We start from the raw sequence: 17,350 nt of genomic DNA, 5'->3' as shown, positions 1-17,350 counted from the left end.
ATTATGGAATCAGTAATCGACGCACTGAAAGCAATGGGTAAAGCAACCTACCTTGATGTAGCAGCCCGCCTGGATATCGAGCCCGTAGAGGCACTGAAAATGCTTCGCGAGCAGAAGGAAGAGGGGTTGTGCGATTTCTTCGATGGATCATGGTCGGTCGGTACCGCGAAGGAGCATAAGCCGAAGCGTATCAGACCCAAGCAGACATCGCCGCTGGTAGAGAGGGTATTGGCAGCAATGCGGGGGCAGGGAGCTATGAGCGCTAATCAGGTCGCAGAAAAGCTGGGTAAAGGTTCGCGAGCCCTGAATGCCTCGTTAGGTGCAATGTGCAAGGACGGTCTGGTTCTGCGCCATGTGGACGGTAAAAACATCACCTGGAGCCTGACGGGTGAACCGGCAATACAGCCAGAGCAGCAGGAGCCGGCAGCAGCGGAAGCCGAGTCTACACCGGCTCAGGAGAGCAAAACGCTGGAAGAAATTATTGGAGATATCCCGGCTTTCGCCAGCCGTCCGGATGATCTGATTATTCCGTCATCGCGTTATATCTCGACTGAAATCCGCCGCACGAAAGCGAAGCTGTCAAACCTGCAGCGTCTGCAGGGGGCCGTTCGGGAACTGCGCCGCCACAAACATCTATTGGCGGAGTTGAGCAACATGTGAATTAGCAAAATGCCCTGACTGCGGACAGTTTTCATTCAAAACCGTCCAAAGTCGCGGTATGAATTTGAGGGGGGCCAAAATTCGTTGCTATACAGGTGTCTTGGTTTGTGGGCTAATTTTTCTTTCCCCTGGTGGTGAAGCTAAATCTCTAATTGCACTTGAATACAATGGCGAAAGTGTGTTGAGAAAGTCTTGTTTTGGTTTAAAAAGGATAACTTAAGAGAAGTAAACGTGGATGTTCAATAGAATTATCGCACTGGATTATGGTCAGGTGGGAATCACACCAAAAGGTGTGAGCGTAATGTCCCACTTGCAACGTACAACAGCATATGGTTACAGTCATCCAGTAATGCTAACTCATCCCTTCTGACGCTTTGAAATATTACTTATGTCAAATTCATCTTTAAATGTGTTGAGTTAGTAGATACTGAATGTAGTAATGAGATATGATAATGAAATGAGTTGACTACAGCAATCATATGCAAAAGGGGGCAGTATGAGCAAAATTGTAACCACAGCTATTGATCTTTCTAAAGGAAATATTAAATTCTTTTTAACCTCATTAACTACAAATGAATTAATGAGTACATGTAAAATCTCTCGTGTCAATGAAAAAACTGAGCAGGGATTTCAAAGGACGCTGGACACGGCTCGAGCCAGTAAAATAGCAAAATATCTCAAAGATGGAAAGGTTATCCCAGGGGCATTAATTTTATCCTGTCAAAAAGATGATGATATAAGCTATGATGAAAAAAACCAAAGATTAATTATCGAAGGTTCTGCTGGGCTGTTCATGGTTATTGATGGTCAACATAGGCTTTATGGTAGTTATATGGCATATGAGAATGACAATAAAACTAGAATTCCTGTATGTATCCTGTCAGGTTTAAATCGTCAAGAGGAAATCGAATATTTTATAGATATTAACTCTAATCAAAAAGGCGTTCCTAAAACATTAAGGATTGAATTAACAAAATATCTTGTGGAAGAGGGGTCGCTTGAAGGTATTAGATTGAAATTATTTGAAGATTTGAGTGACCATCCAGACTCCCCTCTTTTAGGAAGATTGAGTGCTTCACAAAAAGGCAGAGGGTATATTACTCATGTTCCTTTCCAGACTGCATTAGATAGGGTGCTGCAAATTTCGCCTCTAAAAGATTTGCCATATGATGATAAACTCGTGCTTATTAAAAATTATTTATATGGTGTTAAAGAGAATCTTGTTGAAGTTGGGAATCAAGACAAGTTATTCCAAGCAACCTTCTTTCAAGCTATATTCAGAGTTTTTGAACAGGCATGTTCTGTAGCAATGACAGTTGGCTCGAATTATAAAAAAGAAACCTTTACATCCTTGTTTAATGTGCTTCAGAAAATCAACTATGAATTGCATTCTGGTACTAACGACCAAGCGATTACAGCTTTAGAAAAAGATGTTTCAGCTCTATTGGATATTGAAGTGAAACTTAAAATTTCCAAGAGGGATCTTTTCTAATGGGTAAAGTGACTGCACTCATTGCTAGTGAGATTGAAAAACGTTTGGTTTTTCTTTTAAAAAAAGCTGATGTAGATGGAATAAATACTAAATCGCCATCTATCAATGATGGTTTAAAAATGACTCTTATCAGAGATCAAGCCCTTGAAGTTAATATAAGTTCTGAAAAGATATATATAAATGACACCACTGGTAAGTCGGTATATGAAGCATTGCTTTATGATTATGCTATGGGTCATTACAGGCGTACTAAACAAAATGAAAATCTTTCCCAATTAATTAATGGTAATCCAAACTGCAATCCGGTTTGGCCACTTGTTACCGCATATTATTGTGCTTTTTTTTGCGCGATTGACATTGGTAGGATTTTTAACAAAATAAATATCAACTTTGATAAAGACCAAATTGATGAGCTAAACAGGCGTTCAAGAAAAAATGACGGCACAATTTCATCTCAGCGAGGTTTTCTTGGTGAGGTGGATGAGAAAAATAATATTATCTCCTTGAGCTCTAATAATGAAAAACCACATGCATACGCATGGTTTCAAATTGAGAGTACAATTTTGAATCTTGCTTATAAAAATAAAAATTGGAATGAGTTAAAGACAATGAGAGAGATAATAAAGAGCTCAAGGTATAATAATAAAGGAAATAAATGGCTTAATTTAAGTGATACCAGAAATAAATGGAATTATACTGATCCTTTATTATTTCATGATAAAGGCCAGACTATAGGGAGTGATTTCATGAAAATTATAAACAATCAATTAAATGCGGAAGATTGGTTGGCATCGGCTAAAACTAAGACCGATGATATGAGTAATGCAACTTCAATCGCATGTTTCTATAAGATACTTTATGAGGCGACAACCAAAGCTTATGATAATATACTGGCTGATGTTAGTTAGTAATGCAATGTGTATATGAATGATATCAAATACACTTTAAAATGAAATATTACTCAGCTTTAATCATATCACCAAAGAATATATATGATATATCTTTAAGGCGGAAGGTGCTGAGTAAGTGTTTTGAGTGTATATTTTTTAACGGGCTTATTCATCTACTTAGTTAATTTAGAGGTGGTTTAGTGAGCAATGAATTCGCCTCACTTTTTATTCTGATGGAATATATAACTATTTCTCACTTTTTAATTTAGGATTTGATGAAACCATGCTCAGGGCATTTTGTGCTTCAGTCAAGCCCCTTCGTTCCCTTTTTGCAGTAAGAAAGCTTACCAAGCATTTAACTGGACGCAGAAAAGATCCAGCTTGCTCAGGAAGTAGTGGAGCCTATGAACATTTCTCTGTCGGCTCTGGGGTGAAGAAATCACATACCTTGCGCTCCATCGACGGTGAGCATCCAGCTAAACGTCATATTAATCCAGCTTTACGTATCGACTTAACTCTATAATATCTCGCATGATACATGAACCTCCCGGTCTGAGTTCTTTTTAAACAGTTAGTTTTTCTATTTGGCATTTCGTGCGGTTATGACGTTGATCAAACTTATCCATCAGTGTACTGTATGTATGTACAGTTATTGTGTGAGGAGTAGAATTTATGGGTTTTCCATCACCAGCAGCAAATTACACAGAGCAGGCACTTAGCATTACCAGCATCTGTGGCTATGACGGTAATTGCCACACAAGCGAAACGTCGACTGGTTACGCGATCGTTAACGTTGCCAAAAAACCTTCTATGGTTAACTCGGTCTTAATTTCGTTCTGCGGAAAAATGGACTTTGTGACAGTTCAGGGAAAAGCACTCATCACACAGGAGGGGGAGGCCATTGAAGGTGATTCACAGGACGATGCGAAGGTAATCGGGGTTGCCACATTCCTTCTAAACCGTGTTTCAGAGACTGATAATTTACCGGTTATTTAGGAAGCCTGGTCTGATCCCTGTGTTTGATTGCCGATCGGTTAGACAGAACAATTAAACGGAATTGCTCTTTCTAACCTATTAGACGTCTGGTTAGCGGAACCCTTAATGAAATCAGCTCGCAGGGAGAAAAGGACCGCCCCCGCAAGGGGAAATCCATTTAAGGGATGTGCCCATGAAATTGAATGAATTTGCAGCTGGTCTCACCAAAGACGGACTGCTTGTTTTATGTCTTAGCGATGGTGAAATCACCGATTATTTAGTGATCAGTAATGCCTTGCACACACTGATTCGTCGGGAAGGTGATAGGCTTTCATCCCAGGGTCTGGGTGATGAAGACCGGGTTGTAAACCTAAACTCCCTGCGAGATGACCTTAAGGTTCTCAAGCCGTAAGTGTTGATTTATAATAATCAAACGGGCTGAACACCCACTGATTACTGCGCCAACCTGAGGAATCAAAATGGCGCAGAGCATTACCCCAAACATCTTTCATCGCACATTTAAGTGCGGTGTTTCTGCTTGTGCTGGTGGTCCAGCATGAAGAAAGCAGAGAGCCTCCATCTTTCGCGTGTGGCCGCACTGGGCTGCATCGTGTGCAGAAATCAGAACCTGGGCGAAACGCCTGCGGAAATCCACCACATCAGAGCCGGGCAGGGCACAAGCCAGCGCGCTGACCATCGAAAATCAATTCCCCTGTGCCATATGCATCATCGCAACGGCGGTTATGGTGTGGCGATTCATGCTGGCCGTAAGCAATGGGAGAAAAACTTCGGTACCGAGCTGCAGCTGCTGGAGAAGGTTCAGTTAGAGCTGGGAGTGTGCTATGCCTAAATACATCATCACTCCTGTCGGAAAACCCCGCATGACCCGCGCTGATAAGTGGAAGCAGCGCCCGCCGGTGATGCGCTATCGCATGTTCTGCGATGAAGCCAGGCTGCATGGAATTCAAGTGCCGGAGAACAGCGCCCATATCACCTTCGTTTTGCCGATGCCGCAGAGTTGGAGCATGAAAAAGCGCGCGTCTATGGACGGCCAGCCCCACCTGTCAACAACGGGTAAAAAGTGATCCACTAACCGTCACCACCAACGGTTTAATATTGATCCACCTTGTTTACTCAGGATTAGCTTCCGCTATAACCCCGGCCTTTCGTTTCTGCTTCAGTCGATAGCTCTCTCCTTTTATCTGGACTACGTGTGAGTGATGTAAGATCCGATCCAGCATCGCCGATGTCAGGGCCGCATCACCTGCGAACGTCTGGTCCCACTGCCCGAACGGCAGGTTGGAGGTCAGGATCATCGCGCTCTTCTCGTAACGTTTGGCGATGACCTGGAAGAACAGCTTGGCTTCCTCCTGACTGAACGGCAGATAGCCTATTTCATCGATGATAAGCAGCTTCGGGGCCATGACACCACGATTGAGAGTCGTTTTGTAACGGCCCTGACGCTGTGAAGTGGACAGCTGTAGCAGCAGGTCCGCTGCTGTTGTGAAGCGAACCTTGATGCCCGCCCGTACTGCTTCGTAGCCCATAGCTATCGCCAGATGTGTTTTTCCCACGCCCGATGGCCCCAGCAACACGATGTTTTCGTTACGCTCTATGAAGCTCAGGGATCGCAGCGACTGGATTTGCTTCTGAGGAGCGCCGGTGGCGAAGGTGAAGTCGTACTCCTCGAACGTCTTCACCGCCGGGAAGGCTGCCATCCGCGTGTACATCGCCTGTTTACGCTGATGCCGGGCCAGTTTCTCCTCATGTAACAGGTGCTCCAGGAAGTCCATGTAGCTCCATTCCTGATCCACCGCCTGTTGCGACAGCGCCGGCGCTGCGCCGATAAGACTGTCCAGCTGCAGCTGTTCAGCAAGTACCATCAGCCGTTGATGTTGCAGTTCGACCATCATGCGGCTCCTCTGCAGAACGTGTCATAGATGGAGAGTGGATGATGCAACGGCTGCCTGTCGAAGGTCATCAGGCTTTCATCAACCTGCACGTCATACTGTTTCTTCTCCGGTGGCAGTGCCAGCATGGATTGCTGTTCCTCCACCCAGCGATCACAGGGGCGGGTCTGGATAGTTTCATGCTTACGTTGATTGGCCACATCGTACAGCCAGCGCAGGCCGTAACGGTTTGCGGTTTCAACATCGAGGGTGATCCCCATCGGGCGCAGGCGCGTCATTAACGGGATATAGAAGCTGTTTCGGGTGTACTGCACCATCCGCTCCACCTTGCCTTTAGTCTGCGCCCTGAAGGGACGGCACAGGCGGGGAGAGAAGCCCATCTCTTTACCGAACTGCCACAGGGAAGGATGGAACCGGTGCTGCCCGGTCTGGTAAGCATCACGCTGCAGCACCACCGTTTTCATATTGTCGTACAGGACTTCCTGCGGTACACCGCCGAAGAAGCTGAACGCATTGCGGTGACAGGCTTCCAGCGTGTCGTAGCGCATGTTGTCGGCGAACTCGATGTAAAGCATTCTGCTGTATCCCAGAACAGCAACGAACACATGCAGGGGTGACTTGCCGTTTCGCATGGTCCCCCAGTCAACCTGCATCTGCCGTCCGGGCTCGGTTTCGAAGCGAACGACCGGTTCTGCCTGTGCTGGCAGGGTCTGTTTGCGGATGAACTCTCTCAGGATAGTAAGCCCTCCACGATAGCCCAGCTCCATGATTTCCCTGGCAATAACGGTCGCCGGAATTTTGTAGGGATGCGCATCGCTGATCCGCTTAGAGATGTAATCACGGTATTCATCGAGCAGTGATGATGGTGCCGGGCGTGGTGAATACTGCGGCTTTTCAGATTTAGCTTTCAGGTGGCTGCGGACAGTATTGCGCGAAATACCCAGCTCCCTGGCAATGGCCCGGATACTCATTCCCCGCTTGTGCAGGACTTTAATTTCCATACGAATCTCAAAAGTGATCATAAGCTCCCCTGTATTCAGAGGAGCAGATTAACCCCTGGATCAATTTTCAACCGCTGGGGTGGATCAGTTTTGCACCGTTGGTGACACCACCAGCAAAAGCCCGATCTGGACAACTTAACAAAATCTCTGTTGGACGCCTTGTTTGAGGATGACTCCCACATTTGGGACGCCCGGACATCAAAAGTATGGGGCGAGATCGGAATGATACTTATCGAAGACATTGGAGAGAAAAATGCCTGACATGTACGAGGTTATGGACCGCTGGGGAGCCTGGGCTGCATCTGATAGCAGTGGAGTCGACTGGCAGCCTATCGCTGCTGGTTTTAAAGGTCTACTGCAGCACGGTAAGAAATCGCGCCTGCAATGTGATGATGATGAAGGGATCATGATTGATGGTTGTGTCGCACGTCTCAAGCAGCACAAGCCAGAAGAATATGAGCTGATCATAGCTCACTTCGTGATTGGTATCTCGCTGCGAGCTATTGCTAAAAAAAGAAAGTGTTCTGATGGAACAATAAGGAAAGAACTACAAACAGCGCTGGGTTTTGTGGAAGGTGTTATGAGTATCGTTATAGTAGGATAAAAAAAAGCCACCGTGGTGGCTTTTTTTAACCTTATGCTTGCGCTGGTAACTCTTTGTATAATTTGGTGAAAAAGTTAGAGTTGCCTGTAGCATTACGCTTGGTTTTCCCTGAAGCGTTTACATGGAAAAAATCGTTAACGCTTTTAGGCTGTGTTCTTTCATAAGCTTGCTTAAGTGACATTTTTTTCCCCTTATCCATTTGTCTCTATGACCGCGAAAAGTAGTGATGGTTCAGTTCTTTTGCAAAGTAGTGCTTTCTTTTTACCCAGATAAAACCATCTGCTTTAGAAATAATCGCAACGTCTATTGGGCCGCCTACTGTTTCGGTGTCGTCGGAGACCTTGCGCTTGAAAGCAGTTAAATTAACTAATGATTCAGCCATGTAGGCAAGATCTTGCTTTGGTAAAAACTCGATCATATTAACAACTTTGTCAACATAGTTTTCGCGTACAAAGCTATCTATACGGGCTTTACACTCGGCGACTGTCCCACGAACTACGTTAACTATAGCCTCTTTGGCTCCTTCGAGATCTGTCGCAGGAACCATATCTGTGATTACTGTATCTATACCATCCAGCAGATTAATGATCGAACTCTGATACTCATTATGAAGGTTTTGTATGAGATGGGAGCTTGCCCCCTGCATAAAAGCAGAAACCTCATCTTCTTGAGCAAAGGGGGTGACACCGCAGTTTGGAGTTATGCAACACTTATCAGCGTTTGTGGTCTTCCTGATTTTGTTGTTAAAGAAACCACATACCTCATAGGATAGAACCTTGGGATAATAGTCTTTATCACCATAGCCAGCGATTACAATCCCTGAGATAGAACCTATATCACTTTGCTTACAAATCATGGCCGCTAATACGTCACTAACCACTTTGGTAAGTTGTGGTGTTATGGATGCGGGAGCGAAATCATTAAATTTTTGGCTAATAATACGCTGTGAGACTGCTAAGGTGTATTTAAGTGCTGTTTGTTCGTCATCTGAACTAAATCCATCCAAATAATCAACTTCTTCCAATCTTGTCAGCAACTGTCCGCAGTAATTTGTGAAATCTGTCACAAATTGAAGTTCATCGAAGTTTACTAGATAAGCAGGATCGAGATCTTCGGAGAAAGCATCAACCAGCATTCCAAAAACAGTTTCACTTAAGAAGTGATAGAGGTGCGCATCACGCATACCGGATGTAATTACAGCTTCTGCAGACTGCAGGTAACTGAAGAAATCCTCAGCGTACTCCTCAAGTGTGTCAAAGCATTTAGAACCTAATTCTTTCCTGTATGCCTTGATGACAAGCTCCCATGGGGCAGTACATAGGTCGCCGCTTCCATACACCATCAATCCTACTGGATGATGTTTAGTCAAAGCGAAAAGTTTTTCTGCACCATTATAAATTTTATGTTTACCACCGCCTGAAATCGTTACAGCTGAATCTGCTGCTAAGGCTACAGCGGTCTTATTGAAAACGGCTATTTCTGCAGTCATTTTTTTATTCTACTTAGGGGTTACTAGCTGTGTATTTATGAAAATACAAAAAAATTAACGCGTACGCAAAAACTTTTGTAAGCTGTTAATTGTGGCATTCACTACACACCACTAAATCATCGAAAGCCTGCCAAAATTGGTAGGCTTTGTCATTTTTAAGGCTGCCAACTGGCGGCCTTTTTTTATTTCCGCCACATAGCACCCGCACACAGCGAGGTGAGAGACAATGAAAATGAATGATTCAGGGAATATCTTCACGCAGTTCTTCGCGTGGGTAGCAGCTCTGGCTTCTGCCATTGGATTTACCACTCAGGATCTTGTGTTCATGTTCTTTGGCGCTGCTGGTTTGCTTATCTCGCTTGCCTCCTACATTAACGGGCGTGTAGATGCACACCGCAGGCGTAAAGAGGATGAGAAGCGAACAAAAATGGTCAATGACTACCTGAAAGGCGTTGGTGACAAACCTCTTCACGAACGTCCGGCTGCGGCAAGCGTGGTTGTCGAGGCATTACAAAAGGAAGGTGACTGATGGGAACCAGAGCAAAATTGAGTGCTGCTGTCTTGGGGCTGGTACTCGCTGGTGCGCCAGCATCCGTCATTCTCGATCAGTTTCTGAATGAAAAAGAGGGTAACAGCCTCACGGCCTACAAAGATGGCGGTGGTATCTGGACTATTTGCCGCGGCGCAACGATGGTTGATGGTAAACCGGTTGTGGAGGGCATGAAGCTGACGCAGGGGAAATGCCACCAGGTAAATGCCATCGAACGGGATAAGGCTCTGGCGTGGGTTGACCGCAATATTACGGTACCGCTTACCGAACCACAGAAAGCCGGGATCGCATCTTTCTGCCCTTACAACATTGGGCCCGGTAAATGTTTCCCTTCGACCTTCTATAAGCGGATCAATGCAGGGGACCATAAAGGGGCATGCGAAGCAATCCGCTGGTGGATTAAGGACGGTGGACGTGATTGCCGCCTGACTAAAGGCCAAAAGAATGGCTGTTATGGGCAGGTTGAGCGGCGCGAACAGGAAAGTGCGTTGACGTGCTGGGGGCTCGACCAATGAAAATTAATCCGGGACTTATCGGCGTTGTCGTTATTGCTGGCCTTTCGGTCGCTCTCGTTAAGAGTTGCTCCGACGCCAGTAGCCTTCAGAGCGATAACGACATTCTGCGAAGTGACAACTCTTTGCAGGGACAGGTGATCGCCACCCAAGCATTCAACTTCAATCGATTCAATCAGGTTGCAGAACATGCCAACAGGCTTAATTCCCTGATCGACACCAGCACCGAAGATACCGTAATCGAATACCGGGAGATTCTCCACCGTGAAAAAACCTGTGATCTGCCTGTTCCTACTGACATTGCTGGTGGGCTGCTCGAATACGCGTACCGTTTACGTTCCAGCGCAATGCACGCCGATACCGACGGAACTGACGCAGCCGATGATAGTACCGCTGCCGCCCGCTCAATGACGTATTGCCAGGCTGTTTTGTGGATTAAACCGCTGCTGGCCGTCATCGAGAAGGGTAACAATCACTTCGCTGGCATAAGGCAGTTAGAGATAGAAAGAAAAAACTAGGATGGCTCGTCCTTGAGCACACGGGTATTGCTGAACGACGGCTTCACCTGACATAGCAAAGCACCATTAAATTGTAGAAAAGACTCGATATTTAACAAGCGAAGCGCAGCATTGTAAAAAAATGCCCTCACGAAGAGGGCTACCAGAGTCTCAGTTTCATTTGCTCTTTTTATGGATGTTTCCCTGGAGTTGGCATTCTCCGCATCAGAGTCTTGAATATCTTGGCATCCAGCCAGAGATCAGCAAGCGTAAGCGGAAAGAATTAAGAATTTACTTAGGCCTTTTTATGGGTCCTCCCGGTGGGGTGGCCTGCCACGGGGCGGCGCGCTCGCGGGAAACGGCTAGTTTTTCGGATCCAGGGTCATCATCATCATGTGCGCAGGTCTTTGATTTAATTAGAGGCCATTTTCGCAAGATGTCGAATCGTTCAAAAAGTGTTCACCATCATGGACCAGGAAATTGCCACTTTAAAACTCAATATCAATCAGCTGGCAGGGATAACCGGCGTACACCGTCAGACGGTTGCCGCGAGGCTGAAAAATGTCGAACCTGCGCCTGGCAGCAACAGCAAATTAAAGCTTTATCTGGTGACTGACATTCTGACAGAACTGATGATCCCTACCGTTTCGGCCAATATCGATGATATGCCCCCCTCTGACAGGCTGTCCCACTGGAAAGCAGAGAACGAGAGGCTGAAGTTCGAACAGGATACGGGTCAGTTAATACCTGCAGATGAAGTGGCGCGAGAATTCTCATTGATGGCGAAAGCCGTCGTCATGGTACTTGAAACCCTCCCGGATGTGCTCGAGCGCGACTGTGCTTTAACGCCTGCTGCGGTAGTTCGTGTGCAAAGCGTTATCGATGATCTGCGCGACCAGATGGCGGAGAGGGTGCAGGACGCTGAAAAAGAGGAGGAAGAGCCTGAGGAGGACTGATGGCAAAGCGGGCATCCGCCAGGGACATCCGCCGCGATGTTTCCGGTATTTTACGAGCCCCGCGTCGTATGCCGGTGGCCGATGCGGTCAGTACTTATATGCGCGTGCCAATGGGGGCGGGAAACTCAGTTCCATGGGATCCGGATCTGGCACCCTATGTGATTGAGCCGATGAACTGCCTGGCATCGCGTGAATACGATGCGGTGGTGTTTGTGGGCCCGGCGCGAACGGGTAAAACCATCGGGCTGATTGACGGCTGGATTGTTTATAACGTTGTCTGCGATCCGGCAGATATGCTTGTGATTCAGGTTTCTGAGGAAAAAGCCCGCGAGCATTCCAAAAAACGCCTGGACCGTACTTTTCGCTGTAGCCCTGAAGTTAAAACCCGGCTAAGCCCAAGACGTAACGATAACAACGTCTACGACCGTACATTCCGCGCCGGTAACTATCTGAAGCTGGGCTGGCCATCCGTCAATATCATGTCGTCCTCGGACTATAAGAGTGTGGCGCTGACGGATTATGACCGCTTTCCGGAAGATATCGACGGGGAGGGGGATGCTTTTTCACTGGCATCGAAACGAACCACGACATTCATGTCCTCCGGGATGACGCTGGTTGAGAGCTCACCCGGGAGGGATATCAGAGACACAAAATGGCGGCGCTCCACGCCCCATGAAGCCCCTCCGACCACCGGAATTTTATCGCTCTATAACCGTGGTGACCGCCGTCGTCTTTACTGGCCATGTCCGCATTGCGGCGAATATTTCCAGCCGGAAATGGACAATATGACCGGATACCGCGACAGCAGCGATCCTGTGCTTGCCAGCGAAGCGGCGTTTCTTCAGTGCCCTGCCTGTAAAGGCAGGATCACACCGGACATGAAGCGTGCGCTGAACATGAAATGTGTCTGGCTCCGGGACGGGCAAACCATCGACAGTAAAGGCCAGGTTAGCGGTGATGGCCGTCGTTCCCGTATTGCCTCCTTCTGGATGGAAGGTCCGGCAGCTGCTTACCAGACCTGGGCGCAGCTTATTTATAAGTTCCTGACCGCCGAGCAGGAATATGAATCCACGCGCAGCGAAGAAACCCTGAAGACGGTGATCAACACCGATTTCGGCAGGCCCTATTTGCCGCGGGCCAGCATGGAGCAGCGTAAAAGTGAATTGCTCGAGCAGCGTGCCGAAGAAGTCCCAAAACGTTCGGTACCCGATGGCGTGCAGTTTCTCACTGCGACCGTGGACGTGCAGGCCGGGCGCAACCGGCGCTTTGTTGTGCAGATTACGGGTTATGGAAGTATGGGGGAGCGCTGGATAGTTGACCGTTACAACATCCGGCATTCGCTGCGCTGCGACGGCAACGGGGAAAGCATTCAGGTGGATCCGGCGAGCTATCCGGAGGACTGGGATCTTTTACTCACCGACGTCTTTGATAAAACGTGGCCACTCGCAGCTGACCCTTCAAAGGGCATGCGGCTGATGTCGATGGCCGTGGACTCAGGGGGTGAAGATGGCGTGACGGATAATGCCTACAAATTCTGGCGCAGATGTCGCCGTGAGGGGCTGGGTAAGCGTATCTATCTCTTCAAGGGGGACAGCGTCAGGCGCAGCAAACTTATCCAGCGAACGTTTCCCGACAACACGGGCAGATCAACGCGCCGCGCACAGGCGACGGGTGATGTGCCTCTTTATCTTCTCCAGACCGATGCCCTTAAAGACCGGGTGAATAATGCGCTGTGGCGTGATTCACCCGGCCCTGGCTATGTGCATTTCCCCGCCTGGCTGGGCAGCTGGTTCTATGACGAACTGACGTATGAGGAACGCTCGAATGAAGGGAAATGGAGTAAGCCCGGCCGGGGCGCAAACGAAGCATTTGACCTGCTCGTTTATGCCGACGCGCTCGCCATCCTTAGTGGTTACGAAAAAATCAAATGGCCGTCAGCTCCTGAGTGGGCACGGCGGGAAACGTGGATCGAGGACACGCAGACGGAAACTGGCGAAATGCCATCCCCGCCGCCTGCGCCGAAATCTAAATCAAAAGCAAAACGTGAGAAGCCCGTAACCGAGCAGGCTAATCCGTGGTCTTCGTCAGGAGGTTGGGTGTGAATCCAGCAGATATTCAAAACATGATCGACCGCTACGCTGCAGCCGAGCTGTCTGTTCTGGAGGGGAAATCAATCACTTTCAACGGGCAGCAGATGACGCTCGAAAACCTGTCGGAAATCAGAAAAGGCCGTCAGGAATGGGAGCGACGACTGGCTACGCTCAATAACAAACGCCGCGGGCGACCCGGCTACAGGCTGGCGAGGTTTGGATGAGTTTTTTAGATGATGCGATAGGCCTGTTTTCACCAGGCTGGAAAGCCTCACGCCTGCGTGCCCGCGCGGTTATTAAGGCGTATGAGGCGGTAAAGCAAACGCGTACCCACAAAGCCCAGAAGGAAAATCGTTCAGCCGATCAGCTCAGCCAGATGGGGGCGGTTTCACTGAGGCAGCAGGCGCGCTGGCTGGACAACAACCACGATCTGGTGATTGGCGTTTTCGACAAGCTGGAAGAAAGGGTGGTGGGTGCGAAGGGCATCATAGTTGAACCGCATCCGATGCTGACTAACGGGAAGATAGCTAAAAAGCTGGCCACTGATATCCGCAGAAAGTGGGGCGAATGGTCCGTAAGACCCGATGTTACAACCCAGTTTACCCGCCCCATGCTGGAGCGGATGATGCTGCGAACGTGGCTCCGGGACGGTGAGGTATTTGCTCAGCTGGTTCGCGGTACCGGAAATGGTCTTCAGCCGGTTGCTGGCGTGCCGTTCTGGCTGGAAGCGCTGGAGCCGGACTTCGTGCCGATGAACAGCGATGCCGCCACCCAGCTCAATCAGGGCGTTTTTGTCGATAACTGGGGGCGCCCGAAAAAATATCAGGTCTATAAAAGCCTGCCAGTATCCGGGCGTCAGTTCGATACCAAAGAGATAGATGCAGAAAACATGCTTCATCTCAAATTCACACGACGCCTGCACCAGACCCGCGGAACGTCTCTATTGTCAGGTGTTCTGATGCGTCTGAGCGCGCTGAAAGAGTACGAGGACTCGGAGCTTACCGCTGCCAGAATTGCTGCGGCACTCGGCATGTATATCAAAAAAGGCGACGGACAGAGCTTCGATTCTGATTCCGGCAGCGATGACCGCGAGCTGATGATCCAGCCCGGTATGCTCTATGACGAACTGCAGGCCGGGGAAGAAATCGGGATGATTAAATCCGATCGCCCGAACCCTAACCTCGAGTCGTTTCGTAACGGACAGCTGCGTGCCGTGTCCGCCGGCAGTCGCCTCAGCTTTTCCAGCACATCCAGAAACTACAACGGAACGTACAGTGCCCAGCGGCAGGAGCTTGTCGAGTCAACCGACGGATATCTGATTCTTCAGGACTGGTTCATCGGTTCAGTGACCCGGCCCATGTACCGGGCCTGGCTGAAGATGGCTATTGCTGCCGGAGAAATCAAGCTGCCGAGAGGCATCGATATGGACTCGCTTTATAACGCGGTTTATTCGGGGCCCGTTATGCCGTGGATTGATCCCGTTAAAGAAGCGAATGCCTGGAAAACGCAGATCCGCGGCGGTGCTGCTACTGAATCCGACTGGATACGTGCCAGCGGTCGCAACCCGGATGATGTTAAGTCACGCCGTAAAGCGGAGGTTGACGAGAACCGTGAACAGGGCCTGGTGTTTGACACCGACCCCGCCAATGATAAAGGAGGCACCAGTGCCGAAGCCAAAGAACCGGGCGCGCCACCGTCCGAAAGCCAGCGCAAAAAGTAATTCGTGGTTCCGCATGCAGGCCAGCAATAACAGCGAGGCCGACATTTTTATTTATGACGAAATCGGGTACTGGGGCGTAACGGCGAAACAGTTCGTCAATGATCTCCGGGCACTTGGGGACGTCACCCACATCAACCTTTATATCAACTCGCCCGGTGGTGATGTCTTCGACGGTATTGCTATTTATAACGCGCTGAAGCACCACGGCGCGGCGATTACCGTGCATATCGACGGTCTGGCGGCCTCCATGGCCTCGGTGATTGCGATGGTAGGCAATCCGGTCATCATGCCTGAAAACACGATGATGATGATCCATAAGCCCTGGGGGTTTGCTGGTGGTGACGCGAGCGATATGCGCGACTATGCGGATCTGCTCGACAAAGTTGAATCCGTTCTTATCCCGGCTTATGCGCAGAAAACCGGAAAATCCACCGAAGAAATTGCGGCAATGCTGGAGGACGAAACCTGGATGAACGGCAGCGAGTGCCTTGAACTGGGTTTTGCCGACCAGGTGACACCATCCCTTCAGGCTATGGCCTGTATTCATTCAAAACGTATTGAGGAATTTGAAAAAATGCCAAAAAGCATTCGCAACATGATCACCCCGCCGCGCAACACTACCCAGCGTGACCCGGTTATTACCCAGCCTCAGGCACCGCAGGCAAAAACTGACCCGGCACCGGATGAAAATGCGATCCGCGCGCAGGTGTTGGCTGAGCAGAAAGCCCGTGTTAACGCTATCGGCGATCTCTTTGCCATGTTCGGCAATAAGCACATGGAACTGCAGAATCAGTGTGTGGCCGACCCTGATTGTTCCGTCGATAAGGCGAAAGATTTGCTGCTGGCAGAACTCGGTAAAACGGCCACGCCGTCCAATAAAACCACCCAGCCGCATATTCATGCGGGCAATGGTAACTTCGTCGCGGATGGTATTCGCCAGGCACTGATGGCGCGTGCCGGGTTCGAAGGTCAGGAGCGGGATAACGTCTATAACGGTATGACGCTGCGCGAGTATGCGCGTATGGCCCTGACTGAAAAAGGTATCGGCGTGGCCAGCTACAACCCGATGCAGATGGTTGGCCTGGCGCTGACCCACAGCACCTCTGACTTTGGCAACATTCTGCTTGATGTTGCGAACAAAGCGCTGATTCAGGGCTGGGACGAGGCGCAGGAAACCTTCGAGCAGTGGACCAAAAAAGGCCAGCTGTCGGACTTCAAAACGGCGCATCGTGTCGGTATGGGTGGTTTCCCTTCTCTGCGAAAAGTTCGCGAAGGGGCTGAGTACAAGTACATCACTACCAGTGACAAAGGCGAAACCATCGCGCTTGCCACGTATGGTGAAATCTTCTCAGTAACCCGCCAGGCGATCATCAACGACGATCTGAACCAGCTTACCGACGTACCGATGAAGATGGGGCGCGCGGCGAAAGCAACGATTGGCGATCTGGTTTACGCCATTTTGACTAAAAACCCGAAACTCTCAGACGGAAAGGCGCTGTTCCATGCCGATCACAAGAACCTGAGCGCGGGCGCAATTTCTGTGGCCAGCCTGGACGAATCGCGCAAGCTGATGCGTCTGCAGAAGGAGGGGGAGCGAACCCTGAATATCCGTCCGGCCTACATGCTGGTGCCCGTCGCCCTGGAAACTCTGGCAAATCAGACTATCAAGTCGGCCAGTGTTAAAGGTGCAGACATCAATGCCGGGATCGTTAACCCTATCCAGAACTTTGCAGAGGTCATTGCCGAACCACGCCTGGATGAAGCTGATGCGAAAGCCTGGTATCTGGCTGCCGCGAAGGGCACCGACACTATTGAAGTCGCTTATCTCAACGGCGTCGACACGCCGTACATCGATCAGCAGGAGGGCTTCACCACTGATGGTATCGCCACGAAAGTGCGCATTGATGCCGGTGTTGCACCGCTGGACTATCGCGGCATGACCAAATCCACTGGTCAGTAAAAAACAGTCCTGACAAACAGACGCCCGTAAGGGCTTTTTTTATA

19 protein-coding genes and 2 pseudogenes are annotated in these 17,350 nt (G+C 49.1%); 17 read left to right on the top strand and 4 right to left on the bottom strand.

Annotation, left to right across the window (positions count from 1 at the left end):
• Positions 1 to 3: 3 nt before the first annotated feature.
• From V4835_RS14655 to V4835_RS14625, 7 genes and pseudogenes are all read left to right on the top strand, one after another.
• Positions 4 to 660, top strand: coding sequence for a DUF1627 domain-containing protein (locus V4835_RS14655; RefSeq protein WP_331412589.1), 657 nt, complete (start codon positions 4 to 6; stop codon positions 658 to 660).
• A 496-nt stretch (positions 661 to 1,156) separates the two neighbouring features.
• Positions 1,157 to 2,152 (top strand): DGQHR domain-containing protein, encoded by a 996-nt coding sequence (locus V4835_RS14650; RefSeq protein WP_331412588.1) that lies wholly within the window; start codon positions 1,157 to 1,159, stop codon positions 2,150 to 2,152.
• Positions 2,152 to 3,060, top strand: a complete 909-nt coding sequence (locus V4835_RS14645) for a hypothetical protein (RefSeq protein ID WP_331412587.1) — start codon at positions 2,152 to 2,154, stop codon at positions 3,058 to 3,060. Before V4835_RS14650 ends, V4835_RS14645 begins: the two co-directional genes overlap by 1 nt.
• Positions 3,061 to 3,714: 654 nt before the next feature.
• On the top strand, positions 3,715 to 4,038 hold the full coding sequence (locus V4835_RS14640) for a hypothetical protein (protein ID WP_331412586.1): 324 nt from the start codon (positions 3,715 to 3,717) through the stop codon (positions 4,036 to 4,038).
• Between the two features lie 172 nt (positions 4,039 to 4,210).
• Positions 4,211 to 4,429, top strand: coding sequence for a hypothetical protein (locus tag V4835_RS14635; protein ID WP_331412584.1), 219 nt, complete (start codon positions 4,211 to 4,213; stop codon positions 4,427 to 4,429).
• A gap of 144 nt (positions 4,430 to 4,573) precedes the next feature.
• Entirely contained in the window at positions 4,574 to 4,867 is a 294-nt protein-coding gene (locus V4835_RS14630) for a Ref family recombination enhancement nuclease (RefSeq protein ID WP_331412583.1), read from the top strand.
• Positions 4,860 to 5,078: pseudogene (locus tag V4835_RS14625) on the top strand (RusA family crossover junction endodeoxyribonuclease); the annotation flags it as partial. The gene V4835_RS14630 and the pseudogene V4835_RS14625, both read left to right, overlap by 8 nt.
• Before the next feature lie 69 nt (positions 5,079 to 5,147).
• Here V4835_RS14625 and istB read toward each other — a convergent pair.
• Both istB and istA read right to left on the bottom strand, forming a co-directional pair.
• Complete coding sequence (gene istB, locus V4835_RS14620) at positions 5,148 to 5,930, bottom strand: IS21-like element ISSen3 family helper ATPase IstB (protein WP_001531258.1); 783 nt, start codon at positions 5,928 to 5,930, stop codon at positions 5,148 to 5,150.
• Positions 5,927 to 6,949, bottom strand: coding sequence for an IS21-like element ISSen3 family transposase (istA, locus tag V4835_RS14615; RefSeq protein WP_279750628.1), 1,023 nt, complete (start codon positions 6,947 to 6,949; stop codon positions 5,927 to 5,929). The genes istB and istA overlap by 4 nt, the downstream gene beginning before the upstream one ends.
• A 102-nt stretch (positions 6,950 to 7,051) precedes the next feature.
• On the opposite strand from istA, the pseudogene V4835_RS14610 reads away from it, so the two are divergent.
• Positions 7,052 to 7,189: pseudogene (locus V4835_RS14610) on the top strand (RusA family crossover junction endodeoxyribonuclease); the annotation flags it as partial.
• Positions 7,182 to 7,532 carry an antiterminator Q family protein gene (locus V4835_RS14605; protein ID WP_331412581.1) on the top strand — a complete coding sequence of 117 codons (351 nt, stop codon included), beginning with the start codon at positions 7,182 to 7,184 and terminating at the stop codon, positions 7,530 to 7,532. The pseudogene V4835_RS14610 and the gene V4835_RS14605, both read left to right, overlap by 8 nt.
• Positions 7,533 to 7,563: 31 nt before the next feature.
• On the opposite strand, the gene V4835_RS14600 is transcribed toward V4835_RS14605, so the two are convergent.
• The gene (locus tag V4835_RS14600) at positions 7,564 to 7,713 is read right to left on the bottom strand and encodes a hypothetical protein (protein WP_198887364.1); all 150 of its coding nucleotides are present in this window, start codon (positions 7,711 to 7,713) and stop codon (positions 7,564 to 7,566) included.
• A gap of 24 nt (positions 7,714 to 7,737) precedes the next feature.
• Positions 7,738 to 9,021: a hypothetical protein gene (locus V4835_RS14595; RefSeq protein ID WP_198887363.1), complete on the bottom strand. Its 1,284-nt coding sequence runs from the start codon at positions 9,019 to 9,021 to the stop codon at positions 7,738 to 7,740.
• 226 nt (positions 9,022 to 9,247) lie between these two features.
• Here V4835_RS14595 and V4835_RS14590 point away from each other — a divergent pair, with 226 nt between their 5' ends.
• From V4835_RS14590 to V4835_RS14555, 8 genes are all read left to right on the top strand, one after another.
• Positions 9,248 to 9,550 (top strand): hypothetical protein, encoded by a 303-nt coding sequence (locus tag V4835_RS14590; protein WP_052119548.1) that lies wholly within the window; start codon positions 9,248 to 9,250, stop codon positions 9,548 to 9,550.
• Complete coding sequence (locus V4835_RS14585; protein ID WP_079231964.1) at positions 9,550 to 10,086, top strand: lysozyme; 537 nt, start codon at positions 9,550 to 9,552, stop codon at positions 10,084 to 10,086. Before V4835_RS14590 ends, V4835_RS14585 begins: the two co-directional genes overlap by 1 nt.
• Positions 10,083 to 10,601, top strand: a complete 519-nt coding sequence (locus tag V4835_RS14580) for a hypothetical protein (RefSeq protein WP_079231965.1) — start codon at positions 10,083 to 10,085, stop codon at positions 10,599 to 10,601. The genes V4835_RS14585 and V4835_RS14580 overlap by 4 nt, the downstream gene beginning before the upstream one ends.
• A 446-nt stretch (positions 10,602 to 11,047) precedes the next feature.
• Entirely contained in the window at positions 11,048 to 11,536 is a 489-nt protein-coding gene (locus tag V4835_RS14575) for a DUF1441 family protein (RefSeq protein ID WP_020884621.1), read from the top strand.
• Positions 11,536 to 13,638, top strand: a complete 2,103-nt coding sequence (locus V4835_RS14570; RefSeq protein WP_331412580.1) for a phage terminase large subunit family protein — start codon at positions 11,536 to 11,538, stop codon at positions 13,636 to 13,638. The genes V4835_RS14575 and V4835_RS14570 overlap by 1 nt, the downstream gene beginning before the upstream one ends.
• Positions 13,635 to 13,850: a hypothetical protein gene (locus tag V4835_RS14565; RefSeq protein WP_001704123.1), complete on the top strand. Its 216-nt coding sequence runs from the start codon at positions 13,635 to 13,637 to the stop codon at positions 13,848 to 13,850. Before V4835_RS14570 ends, V4835_RS14565 begins: the two co-directional genes overlap by 4 nt.
• Positions 13,847 to 15,346: a phage portal protein gene (locus V4835_RS14560; protein WP_331412579.1), complete on the top strand. Its 1,500-nt coding sequence runs from the start codon at positions 13,847 to 13,849 to the stop codon at positions 15,344 to 15,346. Before V4835_RS14565 ends, V4835_RS14560 begins: the two co-directional genes overlap by 4 nt.
• A complete protein-coding gene (locus tag V4835_RS14555; protein ID WP_020690717.1) occupies positions 15,291 to 17,306 on the top strand; it encodes a ClpP-like prohead protease/major capsid protein fusion protein in 2,016 nt (671 codons plus the stop codon). The genes V4835_RS14560 and V4835_RS14555 overlap by 56 nt, the downstream gene beginning before the upstream one ends.
• Positions 17,307 to 17,350 lie beyond the last annotated feature (44 nt).

This window comes from Enterobacter cloacae complex sp. CARB60 (assembly GCF_036487345.1).
Classification (GTDB): Bacteria; Pseudomonadota; Gammaproteobacteria; order Enterobacterales; family Enterobacteriaceae; genus Enterobacter; species Enterobacter asburiae_D.
This window is presented reverse-complemented; position numbering and strand designations above follow the sequence as displayed.